The sequence below is a fragment of the Acrocarpospora macrocephala genome (assembly GCF_009687865.1).
In the GTDB taxonomy this organism is placed as follows: domain Bacteria; phylum Actinomycetota; class Actinomycetes; order Streptosporangiales; family Streptosporangiaceae; genus Acrocarpospora; species Acrocarpospora macrocephala.
In genome coordinates, this window is record NZ_BLAE01000050.1 from 1 (window position 1) to 17,315 (window position 17,315).

The following is a 17,315-nucleotide window of genomic DNA, read 5'->3' on the forward strand; positions in this document are numbered from 1 at the left end:
CGGTACCACCGACCTGGACCTTCTCGCCCCCGCCTGCACCTCGCACAACCGCGACAAAGCAACCCACCCCGACCGCTACCGCACCCGCCGCAACCACGACGGCACCTGGACCCTCCTCTACCACGGAAAAAGCCGCTTCGCCGGACGGTTCCGGCGCTGAAACCGGCCGGCACGAGAGCGCCACCCACCCAGCCCGGGAACCCAGGGGGTTGAGGGAGTTCTCCGATCCTGAGACAGCGCGTGAAGGGTCGATCCTGGCCCGCCATGCGTAGCCACGCGATCGGCGCGCCACCATGCGTAGCTACGCGATCGGCGCGCCACGCCTGCTGAACTTCACCGACATCGCCGAAGGCACCCGCTGGGCACGCGACGACTTCCACAACCCGCTCATCGCCCTCGGCCTCACAAAGTGAGAATTCCTCCGGCCCTGGGAGCGCGGTCGTCCAGGCTGGGAGTGGCCTGTTGACCTTTAACGCATCCTGCACCGCGCGAGACACGGACGTCGTCCAAGCGCGTGGTGACGGTCGTGGATCCGGTCAGGCCCATCCCGCGCTCAGGCGGGTCTGCGCTCAGGCCTTTCCAGTGAGACCCATCCTGCGCCCAGGCGGATAAGCGCTCAGACCTTCCTCGTCGGCCGGGACCAGGCCAACCCCCTTGGGCGATCACGCCCACGAGACGACGCGAGTACGTTCACCCAACACCATCGACAAGCTGCTCCCAACTCATCTGCCAATTGCCCAGTAGTCGCGGCCCGCGCCCGGCCCTGGCACCCACGGCCGCCGCTAGCCGGTACCGGTGACGCCATTGGCCGCGATGCGTCTGCGGCCACGGTGTGACCTCGGCCAGCGCCCGGACGATGGCCATGGTCGGGCTTGGTTAGCTTTGGGGAAAGATCATCTGGAGATCTCATAGAAGGCTGATTCCAGCAGTTCCTCGGAGGGGTCTTCGAGGCGGGACGGCTGGGCGAGGCCGTTGAGGACGACGAAGCGGAGTTTGGCGCCGCGGCTCTTCTTGTCGATGCGCATGTGTTCGCGGAGTTCTGGCCACGCGTCTTTGCGGTAGGAGGTCGGCAGGCCGACTGAGGTCAGGATGGAGCGGGTGCGTTCCACGATGTCGTCGCCGATCCGCCCGTCCAGGCGGGACAGCTCAGCCGCGTAGACCAGGCCGATCGCGACCGCCTCGCCGTGACGGATGTGGTAGTCCTCGGCTCGCTCGATCGCGTGCGCCAGCGTGTGCCCGTAGTTGAGGATCTCCCGCAGGCCGCTCTCCTTCAGATCGGCGCTCACCACATCCGCCTTGATCTGAATCTTCCGCTCGATCAGCGCCCGCGTATGCTCGCCCTCCGGCACCCGAGCCCCGGCGGGATCGTCCTCGATCAGCATCAGGATCGTCGGATCCGCGATGAACCCACCCTTGATGATCTCGGCCAGCCCGGCCACGTAGTCCTCACGCGGCACGCTCACGAGAGTCGCCAGATCGCAGAGCACGCCCTTCGGCGGATAGAACGCCCCCACGAGGTTCTTGCCCTCCGGCGTGTTGATCCCCGTCTTCCCGCCCACGGCCGCGTCCACCATGGCCAGCAGCGTGGTCGGCACCTGAATCAGCCGGACGCCACGCAACCAGGTGGCCGCCACGAACCCGGCCAGGTCAGTGGTGGCTCCCCCACCAACCCCGACCACCGCATCCGACCGCGTCATCCCGTACCGCCCGAACGCGGACCACAACTCCGCCGCGACACCCGACGTCTTCGCCTGCTCCCCATCGGGCACCGGCAACGCCAGAACCTCGTACCCCGCGGCCCTCAGTGCATCACAGACCGGCCGCGAGATCTCCGGCAGACTCGCGGGACAGACCACCGCGACAGTCCTGACCCCGTCCCCCACCAGACCGGGCAACTCCGCCAGCACCCCAGCCCCCACGACCACGTCGTAAGGATCATCACCATGCACCTGAATCCGCGAAACGCTCATGACCCTATTTCACCTTGTCCCGCACTCCAGCTCCCCGCCGCCACAGCACCCGCCAGACGACCCGGCCCTCCGAAGGATTCCTACCACCACATCACACGATTCATCACCAAGACCCACGCGCGAGCTCCCACCCGCCCTCCACCGCTCCGCAACCACGACCCGACCGAGGAACACACACGAGATCGCGCCTCCGGAACAAAGCCGAACCAGGAGAACACCGCGAACTCATCCCCGCCCCTCCACCGACTCAGAACCAGAACCCCACCAGACGAACGCGAACAAATCACACCCGCCCTCCCGGGAACAGGACCTGACCAAACGGAACCCGCGAGATCACTCCCGCCGTTTCACCGCCTCAGAACCAGAACCCCACCGGACGAACGCGAACAAATCACACCCGCCCTCCCGGGAACAGGACCTGACCAAATGGAACCCGCGAGATCACTCCCGCCCCTCCACCGACTCAGAACCAGAACTGCACTGGACAACGCGAACGAAGTCACACCCACCCCTCCAGAAACGGGGGCTTGGCAGCGAATGTCCGCGAGATAATTCTTGCCCCTCCACCACTGCGGAAGCCGGGGCACCAGGCGGGCACCGCGCTCACCACACGGAGCGGCACGTCACGCAGCACGGCTTCGTGCGCCGCCCACTCCACCGCCTCCACACCGGCCCGCATGCCGTCCACTCCGGCGACGGCCGCAAAGCGGCCCTCTTCCACCCGGCCGCTACTCAATGATCTTCTCCAGGCCCGATCATGTCCTGCGACATCCCGACCGGGGCCTTCACCCGCGCAGTGGATAGCGGGCGATCAGCTCCTCCAGCCGCGCGTACGCCACCAGCAACTCGTCGGCCGCCGACGCGAAGTTCGCCCAGCGTCGTCGCCTGCGCTGCCTCGGACGACACCGGAGCCACCCGCACCCGCGGCGGCGCGGCCACCTGAACCGGTGCCTCATATATCCGCCACGGGAACCTGCGGGAGGTCATTCCTGGTTCATGGGTGGTTCGGGGTTGAGGGTGGCGAGGGTGGTGACGATTTCGGCGGTGAGGTCTTCGGGGTCGCGGTCGTCGGTGGGGAAGGTGAGGGTGGCGAGTTGTTCGTAGAGGGGGCGGCGTTCCTCCATGAGTTTGCGGAGTTGGCTGCGGGGATTGAGGACCAGGAGGGGGCGGGCCGAGGCCAGGCCGACGCGTTTGACCGCTTGGTCCAGGGCTACCTGGAGGTAGATGACGGTGTGGGTGGCGAGGAGGGCCTGGGTGGCGGGGTTGAGGATGGCGCCGCCGCCGACGGAGAGGATGCCGTCGTGATCGTCGAGAGCTGTGCGGACGGCGGCGGCTTCCAGTTCGCGGAAGTGGGCTTCGCCGTCTTCGACGAAGATGTCGCCGATGGGCTTCCCGGCGGTGCCCTCCACGTCGGTGTCGGTGTCGCGGAAGGGGACGCCGAGCCGCTCGGCGAGGAGGCTTCCGACGGTGGACTTGCCGGAGCCGGGAGGGCCGATGAGGACGGCCACGGGAGCACGCCGAACCGAATTCATGATCATTTACCTTTACTTGATGACCATCGAGGAGAGGTAGCCGGACAGGTTGCGGGCGACCTCCTCGACCGAGTCGCCGCCGAACTTCTCGATGGCCGCGTCGGCGACGACCAGGGCGACCATCGCCTCGGCGACGATGGCCGCGGCGGGGACGGCGCACACGTCGGAACGTTCGTGATGGGCCTTGGCGGCCTCGCCGGTCAGCACGTCGATCGTGGCCAGCGCGCGCGGCACCGTGGAGATGGGCTTCATCGCGGCGCTGACCCGCAGCGGTTCGCCGTTGGTCATACCGCCTTCGACGCCACCGGCCCGGTTGGTGATCCGCCGCACGCCGGACGGGGTGTTCTCGATCTCATCGTGGGCCCGGGATCCGGGCCGGCGAGCGGTCTCGAAACCGTCGCCGAGCGCGACGCCCTTGATCGCCTGGATGCCCATGAGCGCACCCGCCAGGCGCGAGTCGAGGCGGCGATCCCAGTGCGTGTAGCTGCCCAGGCCGGGCGGCAACCCGTACGCGACGACTTCGACGACGCCGCCGAGGGTGTCGCCGTCCTTGTGGGCCTTGTCGATCTCCGCGATCATGGCGGCGCTGCCGTCCGGGTCGAAGCACCGGACCGGGTCCTCGTCGATCGCAGCCAGGTCGGCCGGGCCGGGCAGGTCTATCGACGGGCTGGCGGCGGCGCCGATGGACAGCACGTGGCTGATGATCTCCACGCCGAGCGCCTGCTTGAGGAAGTTCTTGGCGACCTGCCCGAGCGCGACCCTGGCCGCGGTCTCACGGGCGCTGGCCCGGTCGAGAACCGGGCGGGCGTCGTCGAAGCCGTATTTCTGCATCCCGGCCAGGTCGGCATGGCCCGGGCGCGGGCGAGAACGTGGCGCGTTGCGGGCGACGCCCTCCAGCAAGGCCGGGTCGACCGGGTCGGCCGCCATCACGGTCTCCCATTTCGGCCATTCGGTGTTGCCGATCCGGATGGCGACGGGCGAGCCGAGCGTGCGGCCGTGCCGGACTCCGCCGACGACGGAGACCTCGTCCTGCTCGAACTTCATCCGGGCCCCGCGCCCATAGCCGAGCCGCCGACGGCGAAGTGCCTCGGCGAGTTCGGCCGTGGTCACCTCGACTCCGGCGGGGAGCCCTTCGAGAATCGCGACGAGTTCGGGGCCATGGGACTCCCCGGCGGTCAACCAGCGCAGCATGACACCAAGTCTTCCATGCGCCTCAGACTGCGACTGCCAGACCGCTCATCAGTCAAGACAGTCGAATCTTTCCTACGCCTCGACAACCACGGCCACGAAGGCCGCAAAGATCATGAAAGGCCCGAACGGAAACTCGCTCTTCCGATCGCCCTTCTTCATCAGGAGAAGCCCGATCGCGTACAGGGCCCCCAGCAGGTGCGCCCCCACCCCCGCGATGATCGCCGCGTTGACACTCACCGCCCCCGTCACGATCCCCAGCACCCCCGCCAACTTCACATCCCCCAGCCCGATCCCCGTAGGCCGCCCCAACCAAAGCAGGAGATAGACCGCACCCAAGGCCAGCCCACATGCCAACCCAACGACCAATTGCCCACTAGGCGTCAACAGCCCGATCACAATCAGGTACGACGGCAGGGTCACCACATCCGGCAACCGCCAGGTCCGCCAATCCACGACCGCGAGCACAACCCCCATGAAGGCCGCATAAACCACCGCGAACAGCAAAGAACTTCCCCCGAACCGCCACCCTAAGACCCCAAAAACCACCCCCGTCCCAGCCTCCACCAGATATGGCGCCCGAGGCACCGGCCATCCCCGCAAGGCCCCCAGAAACGCCTCCCGCGCCTCCTCCCGGACGTCCTCCACCTCAAGCTCGAATCCCTCGGCCAGCGCCCGCGCATAACTCCCCGCGACCACCCCCGCCGCCCCCAGCGCTCCGACCACAACCCACGACACCCGGCGACGGTAACCCGCCACCCGCCCTCACCACCCCCAAAGCCCAAAGTGCACCAACAAGAAACCGCCCCCGGCCACCCGACCGAGAGCGGTTCCTCCATCACAGCGTCACGTCAGGGTCGGCTCAGCGTCCTTGAGCGTGACCCCTTCCGACTTGGCGAAAAGCTTGGAGAACTTGGGGTGGACCTCTTCGCGCCACTTCCTCAAGCCCGCGACCTCGTTCTGCACCTTGCCGAGTGTCTCCCTGAGCTCCGTCTGCCCCTCCTTGAGCTCCGCTACGTCCGCTCTAAGTTCGGCCTGCCCGTCCTTGAGTTCCGCTACGTCCGCTCTAAGTTCGGCCTGCCCGTCCTTGAGTTCCGCTACATCCGCTCTAAGTTCGGCCTGCCCCTCCCTGAGCTCCGCCTGCCCCTCCTTGAGCTCAGCTACGTCCGCTCTAAGTTCGGCCTGCCCCTCCCTGAGCTCCGCCTGCCCGTGCTCTAGAACCTCAAAGCGAGCGTTGGTTTCGGCCCGGAATTCGCCCATATCGCGGGAGAGCGTGGCGACCGACCCCTTGACCTCAACCATCTCGCGAGAGAGGCCACCGAGGGCCCGGGTCAGCTCCAGCAAGTTCGAGTTGACTGCCTGGGTGAGCTTTTGCATCTCTAGTGTCTGATCTTGAACGAGGGATCTGATGCCGCCGATGTTGTCAAGCATCCGCAGTTCTCGCTCCTCCATGCTCGTCAGGCGTCGCTCGTGGTCCGTCAAGGTTTGCCCGGTGAGGTCTTCCACGACTTCTGTCCTTCCCCGCTAGGGACGAATGCTAGCCCTACGCCCTTCGCAGCCACCTTGGTGGCCACTTGGGGCGTCGTTGTTCGACGTTGACCATAGTAACGTCTGATACGAGTGAAGACAGGTAGACGAGTGCAGACGGATCGGCGATTGCGGCTAGAGCAGGGAGCATCGGGCCTTCGATGGTGAAAGGGATGGGCCCGGCGATGTCGATGACGACGGCGGCCGCGTTCTCGTGGCGGGCGGCCTGGCAGACCTGGGGGGTGAGGACCTGGATGGGGCGGGCGTCAGGGCGCCAGAGCTGGAGGGCGGTGACGCCGGTGAAGGCGAGGACCGCTTCACGGCCGTCTTGGCCGATGAGTTTGGGGAGGGCCATCTCGCTCTGCTTCTCCTGGCGGAGGCCGTGGGCGCCGAGCTCCGATTCGGTGAGGAGGGCGACGACGGGGACCAGCAGGCGGGCCGTGCTGAGTGCCGTGAGTACGTCGGCGGGGGTGGCCGTCCCAGATTGGAAGGCGGAGAGAGCCGCGGCCACGGCGGGGTCGGGGCTCCCGTCGTCGTGCGGGGCGAGCGGGTTCGGGATGCTGGGCACGTCTCGGGAGCCTACCTGCCTGATCAGGCCACCCGCCCAAGACCGCAGACCATGCCGGAGTCGCAACCTCCCGGCATCAACAAACGGCGAACCACACGGCAGCCTGGCCACCGGCGGACCGGGTGGCCAGGCTCCTATGAGGTCATGTGCCTCGTCCGGTGAGTGCGGACGACCGCCGGGATCGGCACATCCGGTGAAGACACTCCGATGAGCCAGCTCCCACCGGGAGGCGCTCGATTACATCCTCACTACTGTCAGCCGAGGTCGGCGATGGCGATGACGGGGCCGCCACCGCTGGGGCCCTGGTGGACGGCGGCGACGCTGACGAAGACGGCCGGGTCACCGGTGACGCTGGCGGCGACGCCGCCGACGGTGGCTTTGATCTGGCGGTGCCAGTGCACGTCGGAGTCGTCGAGCATGATGTTGCGGCGGCCGCGGACGCTGCCGGTGGGGTCGGCCTCGCACTTCATGAACAGGTTGACCAGGCGTCCGCCGAGGTCGCTGGGGTGCGGGCGGTCGGGGAGGTCGATGCCGCTGTCGCGGATGGCCGCCCAGATGCCGTCGGCGTCGAGGGCGTCCTTCATCACCGAGTGGCCGGCGCGGTAGCGTCCGCCGATGCCGCGTACGTTGCCCACCACGACGATCTGCGCCCGGTCGAGTTCGACGCCGCTGGAGCAGGACGCGACCGAGGAGTAGAGGGAGAGGTCCTTGTGGATCTGCTCGGCGGCCGGCATCTCGATCTCGCCCAGGGCGACGGCGATGCCGAGCGCGGTGGTGGAGTTGGAGATGTCCATGGACAGGCCCGTCTCCTCGGTGACGACCTCGTGGCCCCGGGACTTGGCGTCGTTGATCGTGGACAGGGTGAGCAGCGGCGTCTTGGTCTGCACGTAGTGCACGTCGGCCGGGTCGTCGATGCCCGCGATCTTCATGGCCTCCCGCACTCCGGCCGCGACCTTCTCCACCATCGCCGGACGCCCGATGTCCTCGGGCAGGATGACCTCGCTCATCGCGATGCCCACACTCACCCGCGGCTCATCGCTCTGTACGGCCTGCGCCGGATCAACCGTCGCGAAGATCGTGGCGTGCGGGCTGAGCACCCCGTCGGTCCCCCCGGACCACACCAGCGGCACGCTCTCCGGCGCCGGATGCCCCTTCGCGCCGAGCACCTCGCGGAACGCCCGGTCGGCGATGATCCGGGTGTAGTCGTTCACCCCGCCGTTGCCCTCGGTCTTGCCGATCACCGCGAGCACGCGGCCCGCCTCGATCACCCCGTCGTCGATCAGCTTCGCGAGCCCCGACGCGTCGGTGACACTCTCGATGGCGACCTTGCGTACCTCAATAGGATCCGGCATCTAACTCTCCGTTACCGTTGTCCCAATATTTCCTGACAAAGCGTCACTGATGTGGTCTAGCGAGGTGATGACCGCCCGCTGCCCCCCGTCTTCGACGAAACGCAGCGCCGCTTCTACTTTGGGGCCCATGCTGCCGCTGGCGAAGTGCCCGGCCGCCTGGTGCTCCCGGAGTTCCGCCACCGAGACCACCCCGATCGGGCGCGGGTCGGCGGTGCCGTACCCCAGGATGGCGTTCGGCACGTCGGTGGCGATCACCAGCACCCCGGCCCGTACGGCCCGGGCCAGCACCGCCGCCGCGTGATCCTTGTCGATGACCGCCTCGACCCCGGCCAACCGCCCGTCGGCGCCCCGGGCCACCGGCACCCCCCCGCCCCCGGCGGCGACGATCGTGTATCCCGCCGCCATCAGCGCGACCGCGGTGCCCGCGTCCAGGATCTCGATGGGCCGGGGCGAGGCGACCACCCGCCGCCAGCCGCGCTCGAACTTGCGCCAGGTCTGCCCCAGCTGCTCGAACCGCCGCGCCTCGTCCTCGGAGAAGTACTGCCCGATCGGCTTGACCGGATCGGCGAACGCGGGATCGTCCGGGTCCACGAGGGTCCGGGTGACCACCACGGCGGCCGGGAGCGGGTCGAGCGAGTTCATGATCATCGTGCCGATGGTGGCCTGGGTCTGCGCCCCGCACCAGTCCAGCGGCACCGGCGGCACGACGTGCGAGGTCAGCTGGTTCTTCAGCAGGATGTTGCCCACCTGCGGCCCGTTGCCGTGGGTGAGCACCACTTCGTGCCCGGCCCGGATGAGCGTGGCGACGTGCCCCATGGCGAGCTCGACCGCCCGCAGCTGGTCGGCCGGCGCGGCGCTGCCGTCCGGCGCGGTCATCGCGTTCCCGCCCAGGGCGATCAGTACGCGTTCATCCACATGGCGAAACTAGCCGCGCCCCCACCTGCCCGCATGGGCGACTCTCGCCCACCACCGGCATTTCCCTCGGCAAGATTCACCAAGTGAGGTCCCCGCAGGGCCCGCCCTCCATGGCCAGCAGTTCGCCGTTCGGCAGGTCGAGCTCGACGGTGGCCAGCGTGATGTGATCGTCGTCGGCCCCGGGCGCCCGGTGGTGGCAGACACCCCCGGCGTGCCGGGACATGACCTCCTTGACCTGATCCGCGGACGGCCGGGCGGTCTGCCCGCGCAGGCCGCGCCTGAGCAGGTCGCGCCGGATCAGGGTGCCGGGATGCTTGCTCGGAAAAGGGTCGTAGGGGACCACTCTCGGGTCGAGGAAGTGATTGGTGTGCACGAGCATGCCGTCGTCCTCCGGCGTGCTCCAGCCGGGCCCGCCCGGGTGCAGCTCGGCGGTGATCGCGGCCTTGCCCTCCGCGCCGTACGACACGAGATTCAGCGACGAGGAGGCCGACACGTCCGCGCTGGCCAGCAGGTACGCGGCCGAGGTGACGCTGTCGCACTCGTCGAGCGCCCGCCGGGCGGCCACGTGCACGGGCAGCCCGATGCCCTCCTGGCCGTCGTCCTCGTGGTGGAGCCGCGTGAACAGCAGCCCGAGCCCGAGCGAGTTGACCCCGATCTTGCCGACCACGCCGTATTCGGTGAGCGTGTGCACGGTCCGGTTCTCATGCTCGATCGTCCAGACCAGCCAGCCCTCGGCCATGTCCCGGGTCCAGTCCCAGGTCTGTACGGCCACCGGCGGGCTGTCCGGATCGTCGCCGAGCAGCACGACGGCGGAGCACTCGCTGCGCGGCCGGCCGTCGAGCATGGCCAGGATCTCGGTCCGCGCGTTGATGGCCGCGATGTCGGTGACCGGGAGGCGCGCCCCCTCCGCGATGCCGGTGATCTCGTCGGCCAAATCGGGCGCCCACGCCGCGATCGCCTTCAGTGCCTGCGTGCCAAGGTCCACGAGATCGATCCGGGAGCCGCCGTGGTGCTGGAACATGTCCCGGTAGACGTCCACGGTGTGGGCTACCTGTACGGCGTGGACCTGGCCGAACTCGTGGCCACGTTCGAAGGGGTCGCTGTCTGTTGAGGTGTAGGCGCGGATCACATTCTCAGCATCCCACCTCGTCAGAGCTCCTACCGGAAGTGAAATGTGATCCTTGTCACGATTGATGGGGACTCAAATTGGGCATTTCGATCCAGGTAGCCCGGCTGGCGGCGATCAGCCGTCCGGAGGGTTCGTAGATCCCCGCGGACGCGTGCAGCTTCCGGCGTTCCCGGCCTTCGGTCCTGGCCACGATGACGTAGGTGGCGTCGGGGAAGATCGAGCCGTACACGCGTCCGGTGAGGCGGCCGAGCAGGGCGACGCCGCCGGAGGTGAGGTGGGCCCAGCCGGTCGGGCAGTCCAGGGCGCCCCACACGTGGCTCAGCGGCAGGGTCGCCGACCAGTCGGCCAGGGCGGGGTGCACGTGCCAGATCATGGCGACCTCGCCGGGGCGGCCGGTGGGCGCCGGATGGATGCGCATGCCGTCGCCGGGCTCGCGATGGCCGCACACGAAACAGCCGGGGAACGGGTGCTCGACGGCGCCGGCGAAGGTGCCGCAAATCCGGCCAGGTTCGATCAGAGGCGGCGGCGCGGGGGCGTCCGGCACCGGGCGGGCCTCCACCAGCAGGGTGTCGCCGTCGAACAGCCGGACCAGGGAAGGGGTCTTCTCCATGCGGATGTCGGCGTCCAGGGGCGTGGGCGCGCGCAGGGTCACCTCGACGGTGCGGCCGGGTGGCAGGTAGCTCGCCGCCAGGCCGGAGACCCACCCGCCGTTGGCCATGCCGTCGGGTCCGCGAAAACGTTCGGATATCTTCATGCCGCCCACGTTGCCCCCTCCTGCTTTCACCGTGCTTACATCGCAGCTTCATCGCAAATCGCGAATTATCCGTGTTTTTCGGGCGTGGAAGCGCTCCCACACCCGTGGCCGTTGGTTAGGATCTCGGCAAATATCGCCGCAGATTCGGGGGCCCTGAGCATGTCCGCTCCGAAGATCGACACGTCGGTGCCGCATCCGGCCCGGGTGTATGACTACTGGCTCGGGGGCAAGGACAACTACGCCGCCGACCGCCAGGTGGCCGAGGCCGTCATCGCCGCTACTCCCGGCGTGGTGCGGGGGGCCAGGGAGAACCGGGCCTTCCTCGGGCGGTCCGTGCGGTTCCTGGCCGAGCAGGGCATCGACCAGTTCCTGGACATCGGCACCGGCATCCCCACGGCCGGGAACACCCATGAGGTCGCGCAGTCGGTCAACCCCGCCGCCCGGGTGGCGTACGTGGACAACGACACCATCGTGATGGTGCACGCGCGGGCGCTGCTGACCAGCACCCCGGAGGGCATGACCACCTACATCGAGGCGGACCTGCGCGAACCGCGGACGATCCTCGACCACCCCGACGTGACAAAGGTCCTCGACTTCTCCAGGCCCGTGGGGATCATCATCATCGGGACGCTGATGCACATCAAGGACGAGGACGACCCCTGGGGCGCGGTCAAGCAGTTCACCGACGCCACCTGCCCCGGCAGCTACCTGGCCATCACCCACCTGACCGCCGACTTCGAGCCGGAGCTGATGGGCACGCTGGCCAAGAACTACAACACCGGCCCGCTGCTGATGACCAACCGCACCGCCGAGGAGGTCGGCCGCTTCTTCGAGGGCTTCGAGCTGGTCGAGCCCGGCCTGGTGTGGACGCCGGAGTGGCGCCCGGACGAGCCGATCCCCGCGGACGGAGTCCGCGGGGGCTACGGCGCGGTCGGCAGGAAGCTCGGTTAACCAGAAACCCCCGCGGCTGTCCAGATCACGACTTAAGCGAGCCGCCCCAGCCGGGCGATGGCCTCGTCGATGACCGCGTCCTTCTTGCAGAAGGCGAATCGCACGTACTGCCGTCCGGTGCCTGGTTCGTCGTAGAAGACCTGGGTCGGGATGGCGACGACGCCCGCCAGCTCGGGCAGGCGGCGGGCCAGGTCGAGGCCGTCGGTGAAGCCGAGCGGCCGGATGTCGGTCTGCACGAAGTACGTGCCCGACGGGCGGAGCACCTCGAATCCGGCGGCGGCCAGACCGGCCATCAGGCGGTCGCGTTTGCCCTGAAGGGCGTCCTTGAGCGTGGCCACCCACTCCAGCTCGTGCCGCAGCGCGTACGCCACCGCGAGCTGCCAGGGCGCGGCCGCGGTGAAGGTCAGGAACTGCTTCACCGTCTGCACGGCCCGGATCAGCCCGGCCGGCGCGCAGATCCAGCCGGTCTTCCAGCCGGTCACCGAGAAGGTCTTCCCGGCCGAGGAGACCGTCACCGTGCGCTCCCGCATGCCGGGCAGCGTGGCCAGCGGGATGTGCGCGACACCGTCGAAGGTCAGGTGCTCGTAGACCTCGTCGGTGATCGCGATCAGGTCATGCTCCTGGCACAGCCCGGCGATCGCCTCCATTTCGGCCGGGGTGAACACCGTCCCGGTCGGGTTGTGCGGGGAGTTGACCAGGATCGCCCGCGTCTTCGGGGTGACCGCCGCCGCCAGCTCCGCGGGGTCGAACGCGAACCGTCCCGCGTCGACCCGGAGCGGCACGGCCCGGCGCACCGCCCCCGCCATCGCGATCGCCGCCGGATACGAGTCGTAGTACGGCTCGAAGACGATCACCTCGCTGCCCGGCTCGCACAACGCCAGCACGGCGGCGGTGATCGCCTCGGTGGCCCCCACAGTCACCAGGATCTCGCTGTCCGGGTCGTAGTCCAGGCCATACCGGATCTTCTGGTGGTCGGCGACGGCCTGTCTCAACTCCGACACGCCCGGGCCGGGCGGGTACTGATTGAAGCCGTCCCTGATCGCCTCGACGGCCCGGTCGAGCATGGCCGCCGGGCCGTCCTCATCCGGGAAACCCTGGCCTAGATTGATCGAACCGGTTCGCACGGCCAGCGCCGTCATCTCGGCGAAAACCGTCGTTCCGAATTCCCGCATCCGTCCCACAAGCACGGTCACAACTTACTCTGGTCAGGTGGCCACCCGAATTCGTGAGCTCGACGCGCTCCGCGGTTTCGCGATCTGCGGGATCATGCTGGTGAACACCTGGCAGCATTCGCCGAAACCACCCGAAATCGACTGGGCGATGAACCAATTCGTCCAGGGCCGGTTCTATCCGATCTTCTCCTTCCTGTTCGGGATGAGTTTCGCGCTGTTCTTACGGGCGCACCCGGATCGGCTGATCATGGGGCGACGGCTGGCCGTGCTGGCCCTGTTCGGGGCGGCGCACTGGGTGGTCAACCCGGGCGAGGTGCTGGTGCCGTACGCGATCTTCGGCGCGATCGCGCTGGTTCCGGCCAGCTTCCTGCCGAAGGTGGTGCAGCTGCCGCTGGGGGTCGCGGTCACCACGGGCGCGGTGTTCTACGGCGATCCGTGGATTCTCATCGCCGGGCTGTTCCTGCTGGGCCTGGCGGCGGTGGAGTTCGACGCGATCCGGCCGAACGTGCTGTTCTTCGCCGTCAGCGTGGTGCTCGCCGTGGTGCTGACCTGGGCCGACGTGAGCTATCTGGCCGCGTGCGTGGCCGGGGCGGCGGCGTACGCGAGCGGGTTCCTGCTGGTCAGCCCCCGGGTGTTCGAACCGCTGGGGAAGCTGGCGCTGACGGCGTATCTGAGCAGTACGGTCGTCATCCTGCTGGTGCGCCCGGCGACGGTGGCGGGGATCATCATCGTGACCGTGGTCACGCTGGCCGTGCAGTGGGTGTTCGCCCGCTGGTGGCTGACCCGGTTCCGGTACGGCCCGCTGGAATGGATCTGGCGATGCCTGACATGGTGGGAACTGGTCCCCAACGGGCAGACTCAGGCACGTGACCCGCGTAACGTTGTGCCAGATCTCCATCGATCACGACCCAAAGAACAACCTGGAGTCGGTTCGTGACGCCCTCGCCGCAGCCCCCGAAGCCGACCTGGCGGTCTTTCCCGAAGCCACGCTGACCCGCTTCGGCCGGGGCATCCTGGACCGGGCCGAGCCGCTGGACGGGCCGTTCGTGCACGGGCTGCGCGAAGCCGCCAGGGACGCGGGCACGGCGCTGATCGCGGGCACCTTCGAACCGGCGGGCGCGCGGGTGCACAACACGGCGGTGGCCATCGACGCCAACGGCGAACTCGTCGCCGCCTACCGGAAGATCCACCTGTTCGACTCCTTCGGCGCCCGCGAGTCCGAGCTGGTCGCGCCCGGCGACGCGCCGGTGGTGGCGGAGCTGGGCGGCCTGCGGGTGGGGCTGATCACCTGCTACGACCTGCGCTTCCCCGAACTGGCCAGGGCCCTGGTGGACCAGGGCGCCCAGGCGTTCGCGGTGATCGCCGCCTGGGCGGGCGGGCCGTTCAAGGAGGAGCACTGGGTGACGCTCGCCCGGGCGCGCGCGATCGAGAACACGATGTGGACGATCGCGGTCGGCCAGCCGCCGCACGAGGACGGCTGGGGGGTGGGCCGGAGCCTGCTCATCGACCCGCTCGGCGTGACCGTGCACGATCTCGGGCCGGCCGCGGGCGTACGCACCGGAAAGATCGACATGGCGCGGGCGGAAAGTGTGCGTAAGACCCTTCCGTCCCTGGAACATCGCCGACTTGGAGTCACGGGATCGTAAACTAATCGCCATGAGTGAGCCTGGGAACAGCACGTGGATGCAGAAGGTGATCCCGCCGCGTCTGCTCGTGCCGTACCTGGCGGGCAAGCGGACGATCATCTCGGGGTATGTGTATCGCGTCCAGGACTGCGATCGGCTGACCTCCCCGCGCGCCCTCGTCGACGCCCTCGATCTGACCTTTGAGGGCTCCGACCTCACGTCCGCCGTGCCTGAGCTCTATCTCATGCGCTGGGTGGCGCGCGACATCGACACCTACGTCGTTCCGTACGGAGCGCACATGGGTGGTGACTGGAACGATTCACCCCCATTCGCCGGGAACGGCTTTACCGCTTCACGGGAGCATGTCGTGCCGCAGTTCCACACGATGCCGATGCCGATCCCGGCGGGCGCCGAGATCGTGCACATCACCCGGGCCGGGGAACGGCCGTTCGCGGCCTTCGACGGGCTGTCCTGGCGGCCGGCGGCATGAGCGGCAACGACATCGAACCGGTCGGCCTGGGCTTCGTCGCCCGGTACCGGGCGCAGACCTACCCCGCCGCCATCGGCCCCGGCGGGGACGACGTGGTGCTGTTCAGCGAGACGCCCGCGGAGGGCTTCGAGCGGGGGCGCGGCTACTGGCGGCTGGCGGTCAACATCAAGGATCTGGAGCAGCTGACGCTGCTGCGGACGGTGGGGGCGTTCGGGGGCGAACCCTGCCTGATCCTGGACGAGGACGAGAACGGCGACAGCGGCGGCCTGCACATCGCCTATACCGGGCACAGCGGGATGAAGGCGGAAGCCCTCGGCTACTGGCTGGTGGATCACGGCGCGTACGAGGTGGTCGTTCCCCGGGAGGAAGTGCACGCCATCCGGGTGGAACGCATCGCCATCCCCTGCCAGCCCGGAACCTTACCCTGAGCCGACGCGGCGGTAGCGGGCCAGGCGGTCCGCCAGCCGGGCGGCGGGATCGCGCGCGAGCAGGCCGGTGATCTCGTATTCCAGCGCGGTGGCCACCCGTTCGCAGAACGCCTGCTGCTCGTAGGCCGCGTCGGGGCATTCGGGGATGACGCGGTCCACGATGCCGTCCCGTTTGAGGTCCATCGCGCGCACGCCCTGGGCCTGCGCGATCTCCGGGGCGAAGTCGACCGTGCGGTAAAGGATCGCGGAGGCGCCCTCGGGCGGGAGCGGGGAGAGCCAGGCGTGCTGGGCGCAGAGCACCCGGTCCGCCGGGAGCAGGGCCAGCGCCGCTCCGCCCGCGCCTTCACCGAGCAGCAGGCAGACCGTGGGCGCGTCCAGCATGACCAGATCGGCGAGGGAACGGGCGATCTCCCCGGCCAGGCCGCCTTCCTCGGCCGCCTTCGACAGCGCGGCCCCGCCGGTGTCGATCACGGTGACCAGCGGCAGGCCGAGCTCGGCGGCCAGGTGCATGCCCCTGCGGGCCACCCGCAGCCCGGCCGGTCCCACCGGGCCGCCCGCCCGCTGGCTGCGCCGATCCTGCCCGAGCACGACGGCGGGCGCGGCGCCGAACCTGGCCAGCGCCAGCAGCAGCCCGGGGTCGTTCTCCCCCGCTCCGGTGCCGTTGAGCGGCGTCACGTCCGTCGCGGCGTGTTTGAGCAGGGTACGGACCCCCGGGCGATCGTCCCGCCGGGAGGTCATGATCGCCTGCCAGGCTCCGACGTCGGCGTCCGATCCGGCCGGTTCCGGCACGGGGTCCAGGCGTTCCGGCACGCACAGGACCGACAGGGCGCGGATGGCGATCTCCCGGGCGTCCGCCGCCGAGACGACCGCGTCGACCAGGCCGTGGGCGAAGAGGTTCTCGGCGACCTGGACGCCTTCGGGGAACGGGTAGCCGTACAGGGATTCGAAGACGCGCGGGCCGAGGAAGCCGATCATCGCGCCCGGTTCTGCGGCGGTGACGTGCCCGAGGGAGCCCCAGGAGGCGAAGACACCGCCGGTCGTGGGGTGGCGGAGGTAGACGACATAGGGCAGCCCGGCCGCCCGGTGCGCGGACACGGCGGCGGTGATCTTGACCATCTGGACGAAGGCGAGCGCGCCCTCCTGCATGCGGGTGCCCCCGCTGGCGGGCGCCGCCAGCAGCGGCAGCCGTTCCGCGGTGGCCCGTTCGATCGCGCGGACCAGCCGATCCGCCGCCGCGACCCCGATCGAACCGGCCAGGAAGGAGAACTCGCAGGCGACGACGGCCACCCGCCGGCCCCCGAGCAGGCCAGCCCCGGTGATCACCGACTCGTCGTAGCCGGTCTTGGCCCGGGCGGCGGCGAGTTCCTCGGCGTATTCGGAGCCGGGTGGCGCGGTGTCGGCCGGGGGCTCGTCCCAGGATGTCCAGGTTCCGGCGTCGAGCACCGCCCGGATCAGCGCCCGCGCGTCCGGCCGCGCCGGCCCTCCGTTCACGATCTGACCTCGTTCACCAGCATTGACCCGCCCGCTCTCGATCCCCCCGAAATTCTTCCCCGAGAACTGGCGGTAGGACCCTGCCGGGTCCTGGGGGACATCGTCGTCCGGAGTCCGGATTGTCACGTAGCGGAACCTCCCGAGGTGGATTCCTGAGCCTCCAGCCAGGTGAGCACGGCGTCGTTGTCCTGGCCGAGGGCGGGGGGTGGGGTGTGCGCGGGGG

18 protein-coding genes and 1 pseudogene are annotated in these 17,315 nt (G+C 69.1%); 5 read left to right on the plus strand and 14 right to left on the minus strand.

Features of this window, described 5'->3' with window-relative positions; all coding sequences use genetic code 11:
* Positions 1-893 precede the first annotated feature (893 nt).
* The 12 genes and pseudogenes from aroB to Amac_RS36545 all read right to left on the minus strand — a co-directional run bounded on the left by aroB (position 894) and on the right by Amac_RS36545 (position 10,935).
* The gene (aroB, locus tag Amac_RS36490; protein ID WP_155358983.1) at positions 894-1,970 is read right to left on the minus strand and encodes a 3-dehydroquinate synthase; all 1,077 of its coding nucleotides are present in this window, start codon (positions 1,968-1,970) and stop codon (positions 894-896) included.
* Positions 1,971-2,469: 499 nt separating this feature from the next.
* The gene (locus tag Amac_RS54545; protein WP_174900270.1) at positions 2,470-2,706 is read right to left on the minus strand and encodes an adenine nucleotide alpha hydrolase family protein; all 237 of its coding nucleotides are present in this window, start codon (positions 2,704-2,706) and stop codon (positions 2,470-2,472) included.
* A 17-nt stretch (positions 2,707-2,723) separates the two neighbouring features.
* Positions 2,724-2,864 (minus strand): annotated as a pseudogene (locus tag Amac_RS36500) (adenylosuccinate lyase); the annotation flags it as partial.
* Between the two features lie 89 nt (positions 2,865-2,953).
* The gene (locus tag Amac_RS36505; RefSeq protein WP_155358984.1) at positions 2,954-3,502 is read right to left on the minus strand and encodes a shikimate kinase; all 549 of its coding nucleotides are present in this window, start codon (positions 3,500-3,502) and stop codon (positions 2,954-2,956) included.
* 12 nt (positions 3,503-3,514) lie between these two features.
* Positions 3,515-4,693: a chorismate synthase gene (gene aroC, locus Amac_RS36510; RefSeq protein WP_155358985.1), complete on the minus strand. Its 1,179-nt coding sequence runs from the start codon at positions 4,691-4,693 to the stop codon at positions 3,515-3,517.
* A gap of 72 nt (positions 4,694-4,765) precedes the next feature.
* Entirely contained in the window at positions 4,766-5,428 is a 663-nt protein-coding gene (locus Amac_RS57505; protein WP_155358986.1) for a prepilin peptidase, read from the minus strand.
* Positions 5,429-5,536: 108 nt separating this feature from the next.
* Positions 5,537-6,196 (minus strand): coiled-coil domain-containing protein, encoded by a 660-nt coding sequence (locus Amac_RS36520; RefSeq protein WP_155358987.1) that lies wholly within the window; start codon positions 6,194-6,196, stop codon positions 5,537-5,539.
* 37 nt (positions 6,197-6,233) lie between these two features.
* Complete coding sequence (locus Amac_RS36525) at positions 6,234-6,785, minus strand: SseB family protein (protein WP_155358988.1); 552 nt, start codon at positions 6,783-6,785, stop codon at positions 6,234-6,236.
* Between the two features lie 254 nt (positions 6,786-7,039).
* Positions 7,040-8,137 carry a barbiturase gene (gene bar / locus Amac_RS36530; protein WP_155358989.1) on the minus strand — a complete coding sequence of 366 codons (1,098 nt, stop codon included), beginning with the start codon at positions 8,135-8,137 and terminating at the stop codon, positions 7,040-7,042.
* Entirely contained in the window at positions 8,138-9,052 is a 915-nt protein-coding gene (locus tag Amac_RS36535) for a carbamate kinase (protein ID WP_246268952.1), read from the minus strand.
* A gap of 76 nt (positions 9,053-9,128) precedes the next feature.
* On the minus strand, positions 9,129-10,181 hold the full coding sequence (locus Amac_RS36540; RefSeq protein WP_155358990.1) for a C45 family autoproteolytic acyltransferase/hydrolase: 1,053 nt from the start codon (positions 10,179-10,181) through the stop codon (positions 9,129-9,131).
* Positions 10,182-10,236: 55 nt separating this feature from the next.
* Entirely contained in the window at positions 10,237-10,935 is a 699-nt protein-coding gene (locus tag Amac_RS36545) for a hypothetical protein (protein ID WP_155358991.1), read from the minus strand.
* A gap of 159 nt (positions 10,936-11,094) precedes the next feature.
* Here Amac_RS36545 and Amac_RS36550 point away from each other — a divergent pair, with 159 nt between their 5' ends.
* Complete coding sequence (locus Amac_RS36550) at positions 11,095-11,886, plus strand: SAM-dependent methyltransferase (protein ID WP_155358992.1); 792 nt, start codon at positions 11,095-11,097, stop codon at positions 11,884-11,886.
* 32 nt (positions 11,887-11,918) lie between these two features.
* Here Amac_RS36550 and Amac_RS36555 read toward each other — a convergent pair whose 3' ends face one another.
* Positions 11,919-13,067: a pyridoxal phosphate-dependent aminotransferase gene (locus Amac_RS36555; protein ID WP_281356387.1), complete on the minus strand. Its 1,149-nt coding sequence runs from the start codon at positions 13,065-13,067 to the stop codon at positions 11,919-11,921.
* Between the two features lie 28 nt (positions 13,068-13,095).
* Between Amac_RS36555 and Amac_RS36560 the strand changes: the two genes are divergently transcribed.
* Genes Amac_RS36560 through Amac_RS36575 form a run of 4 tightly spaced genes read left to right on the plus strand, consistent with a single transcriptional unit; the run spans position 13,096 to position 15,601 of the window.
* The gene (locus Amac_RS36560; RefSeq protein ID WP_218041505.1) at positions 13,096-13,995 is read left to right on the plus strand and encodes a DUF418 domain-containing protein; all 900 of its coding nucleotides are present in this window, start codon (positions 13,096-13,098) and stop codon (positions 13,993-13,995) included.
* On the plus strand, positions 13,925-14,704 hold the full coding sequence (locus Amac_RS36565) for a carbon-nitrogen hydrolase family protein (RefSeq protein ID WP_155358994.1): 780 nt from the start codon (positions 13,925-13,927) through the stop codon (positions 14,702-14,704). Before Amac_RS36560 ends, Amac_RS36565 begins: the two co-directional genes overlap by 71 nt.
* A gap of 10 nt (positions 14,705-14,714) precedes the next feature.
* Complete coding sequence (locus Amac_RS36570; protein ID WP_246268953.1) at positions 14,715-15,173, plus strand: hypothetical protein; 459 nt, start codon at positions 14,715-14,717, stop codon at positions 15,171-15,173.
* Complete coding sequence (locus Amac_RS36575; RefSeq protein WP_155351099.1) at positions 15,170-15,601, plus strand: hypothetical protein; 432 nt, start codon at positions 15,170-15,172, stop codon at positions 15,599-15,601. The genes Amac_RS36570 and Amac_RS36575 overlap by 4 nt, the downstream gene beginning before the upstream one ends.
* Here Amac_RS36575 and Amac_RS36580 read toward each other — a convergent pair.
* Complete coding sequence (locus Amac_RS36580; protein ID WP_155358995.1) at positions 15,593-17,092, minus strand: carboxyl transferase domain-containing protein; 1,500 nt, start codon at positions 17,090-17,092, stop codon at positions 15,593-15,595. The two genes, Amac_RS36575 and Amac_RS36580, sit on opposite strands and share 9 nt — an antisense overlap.
* Between the last annotated feature and the right edge of the window lie 223 nt (positions 17,093-17,315).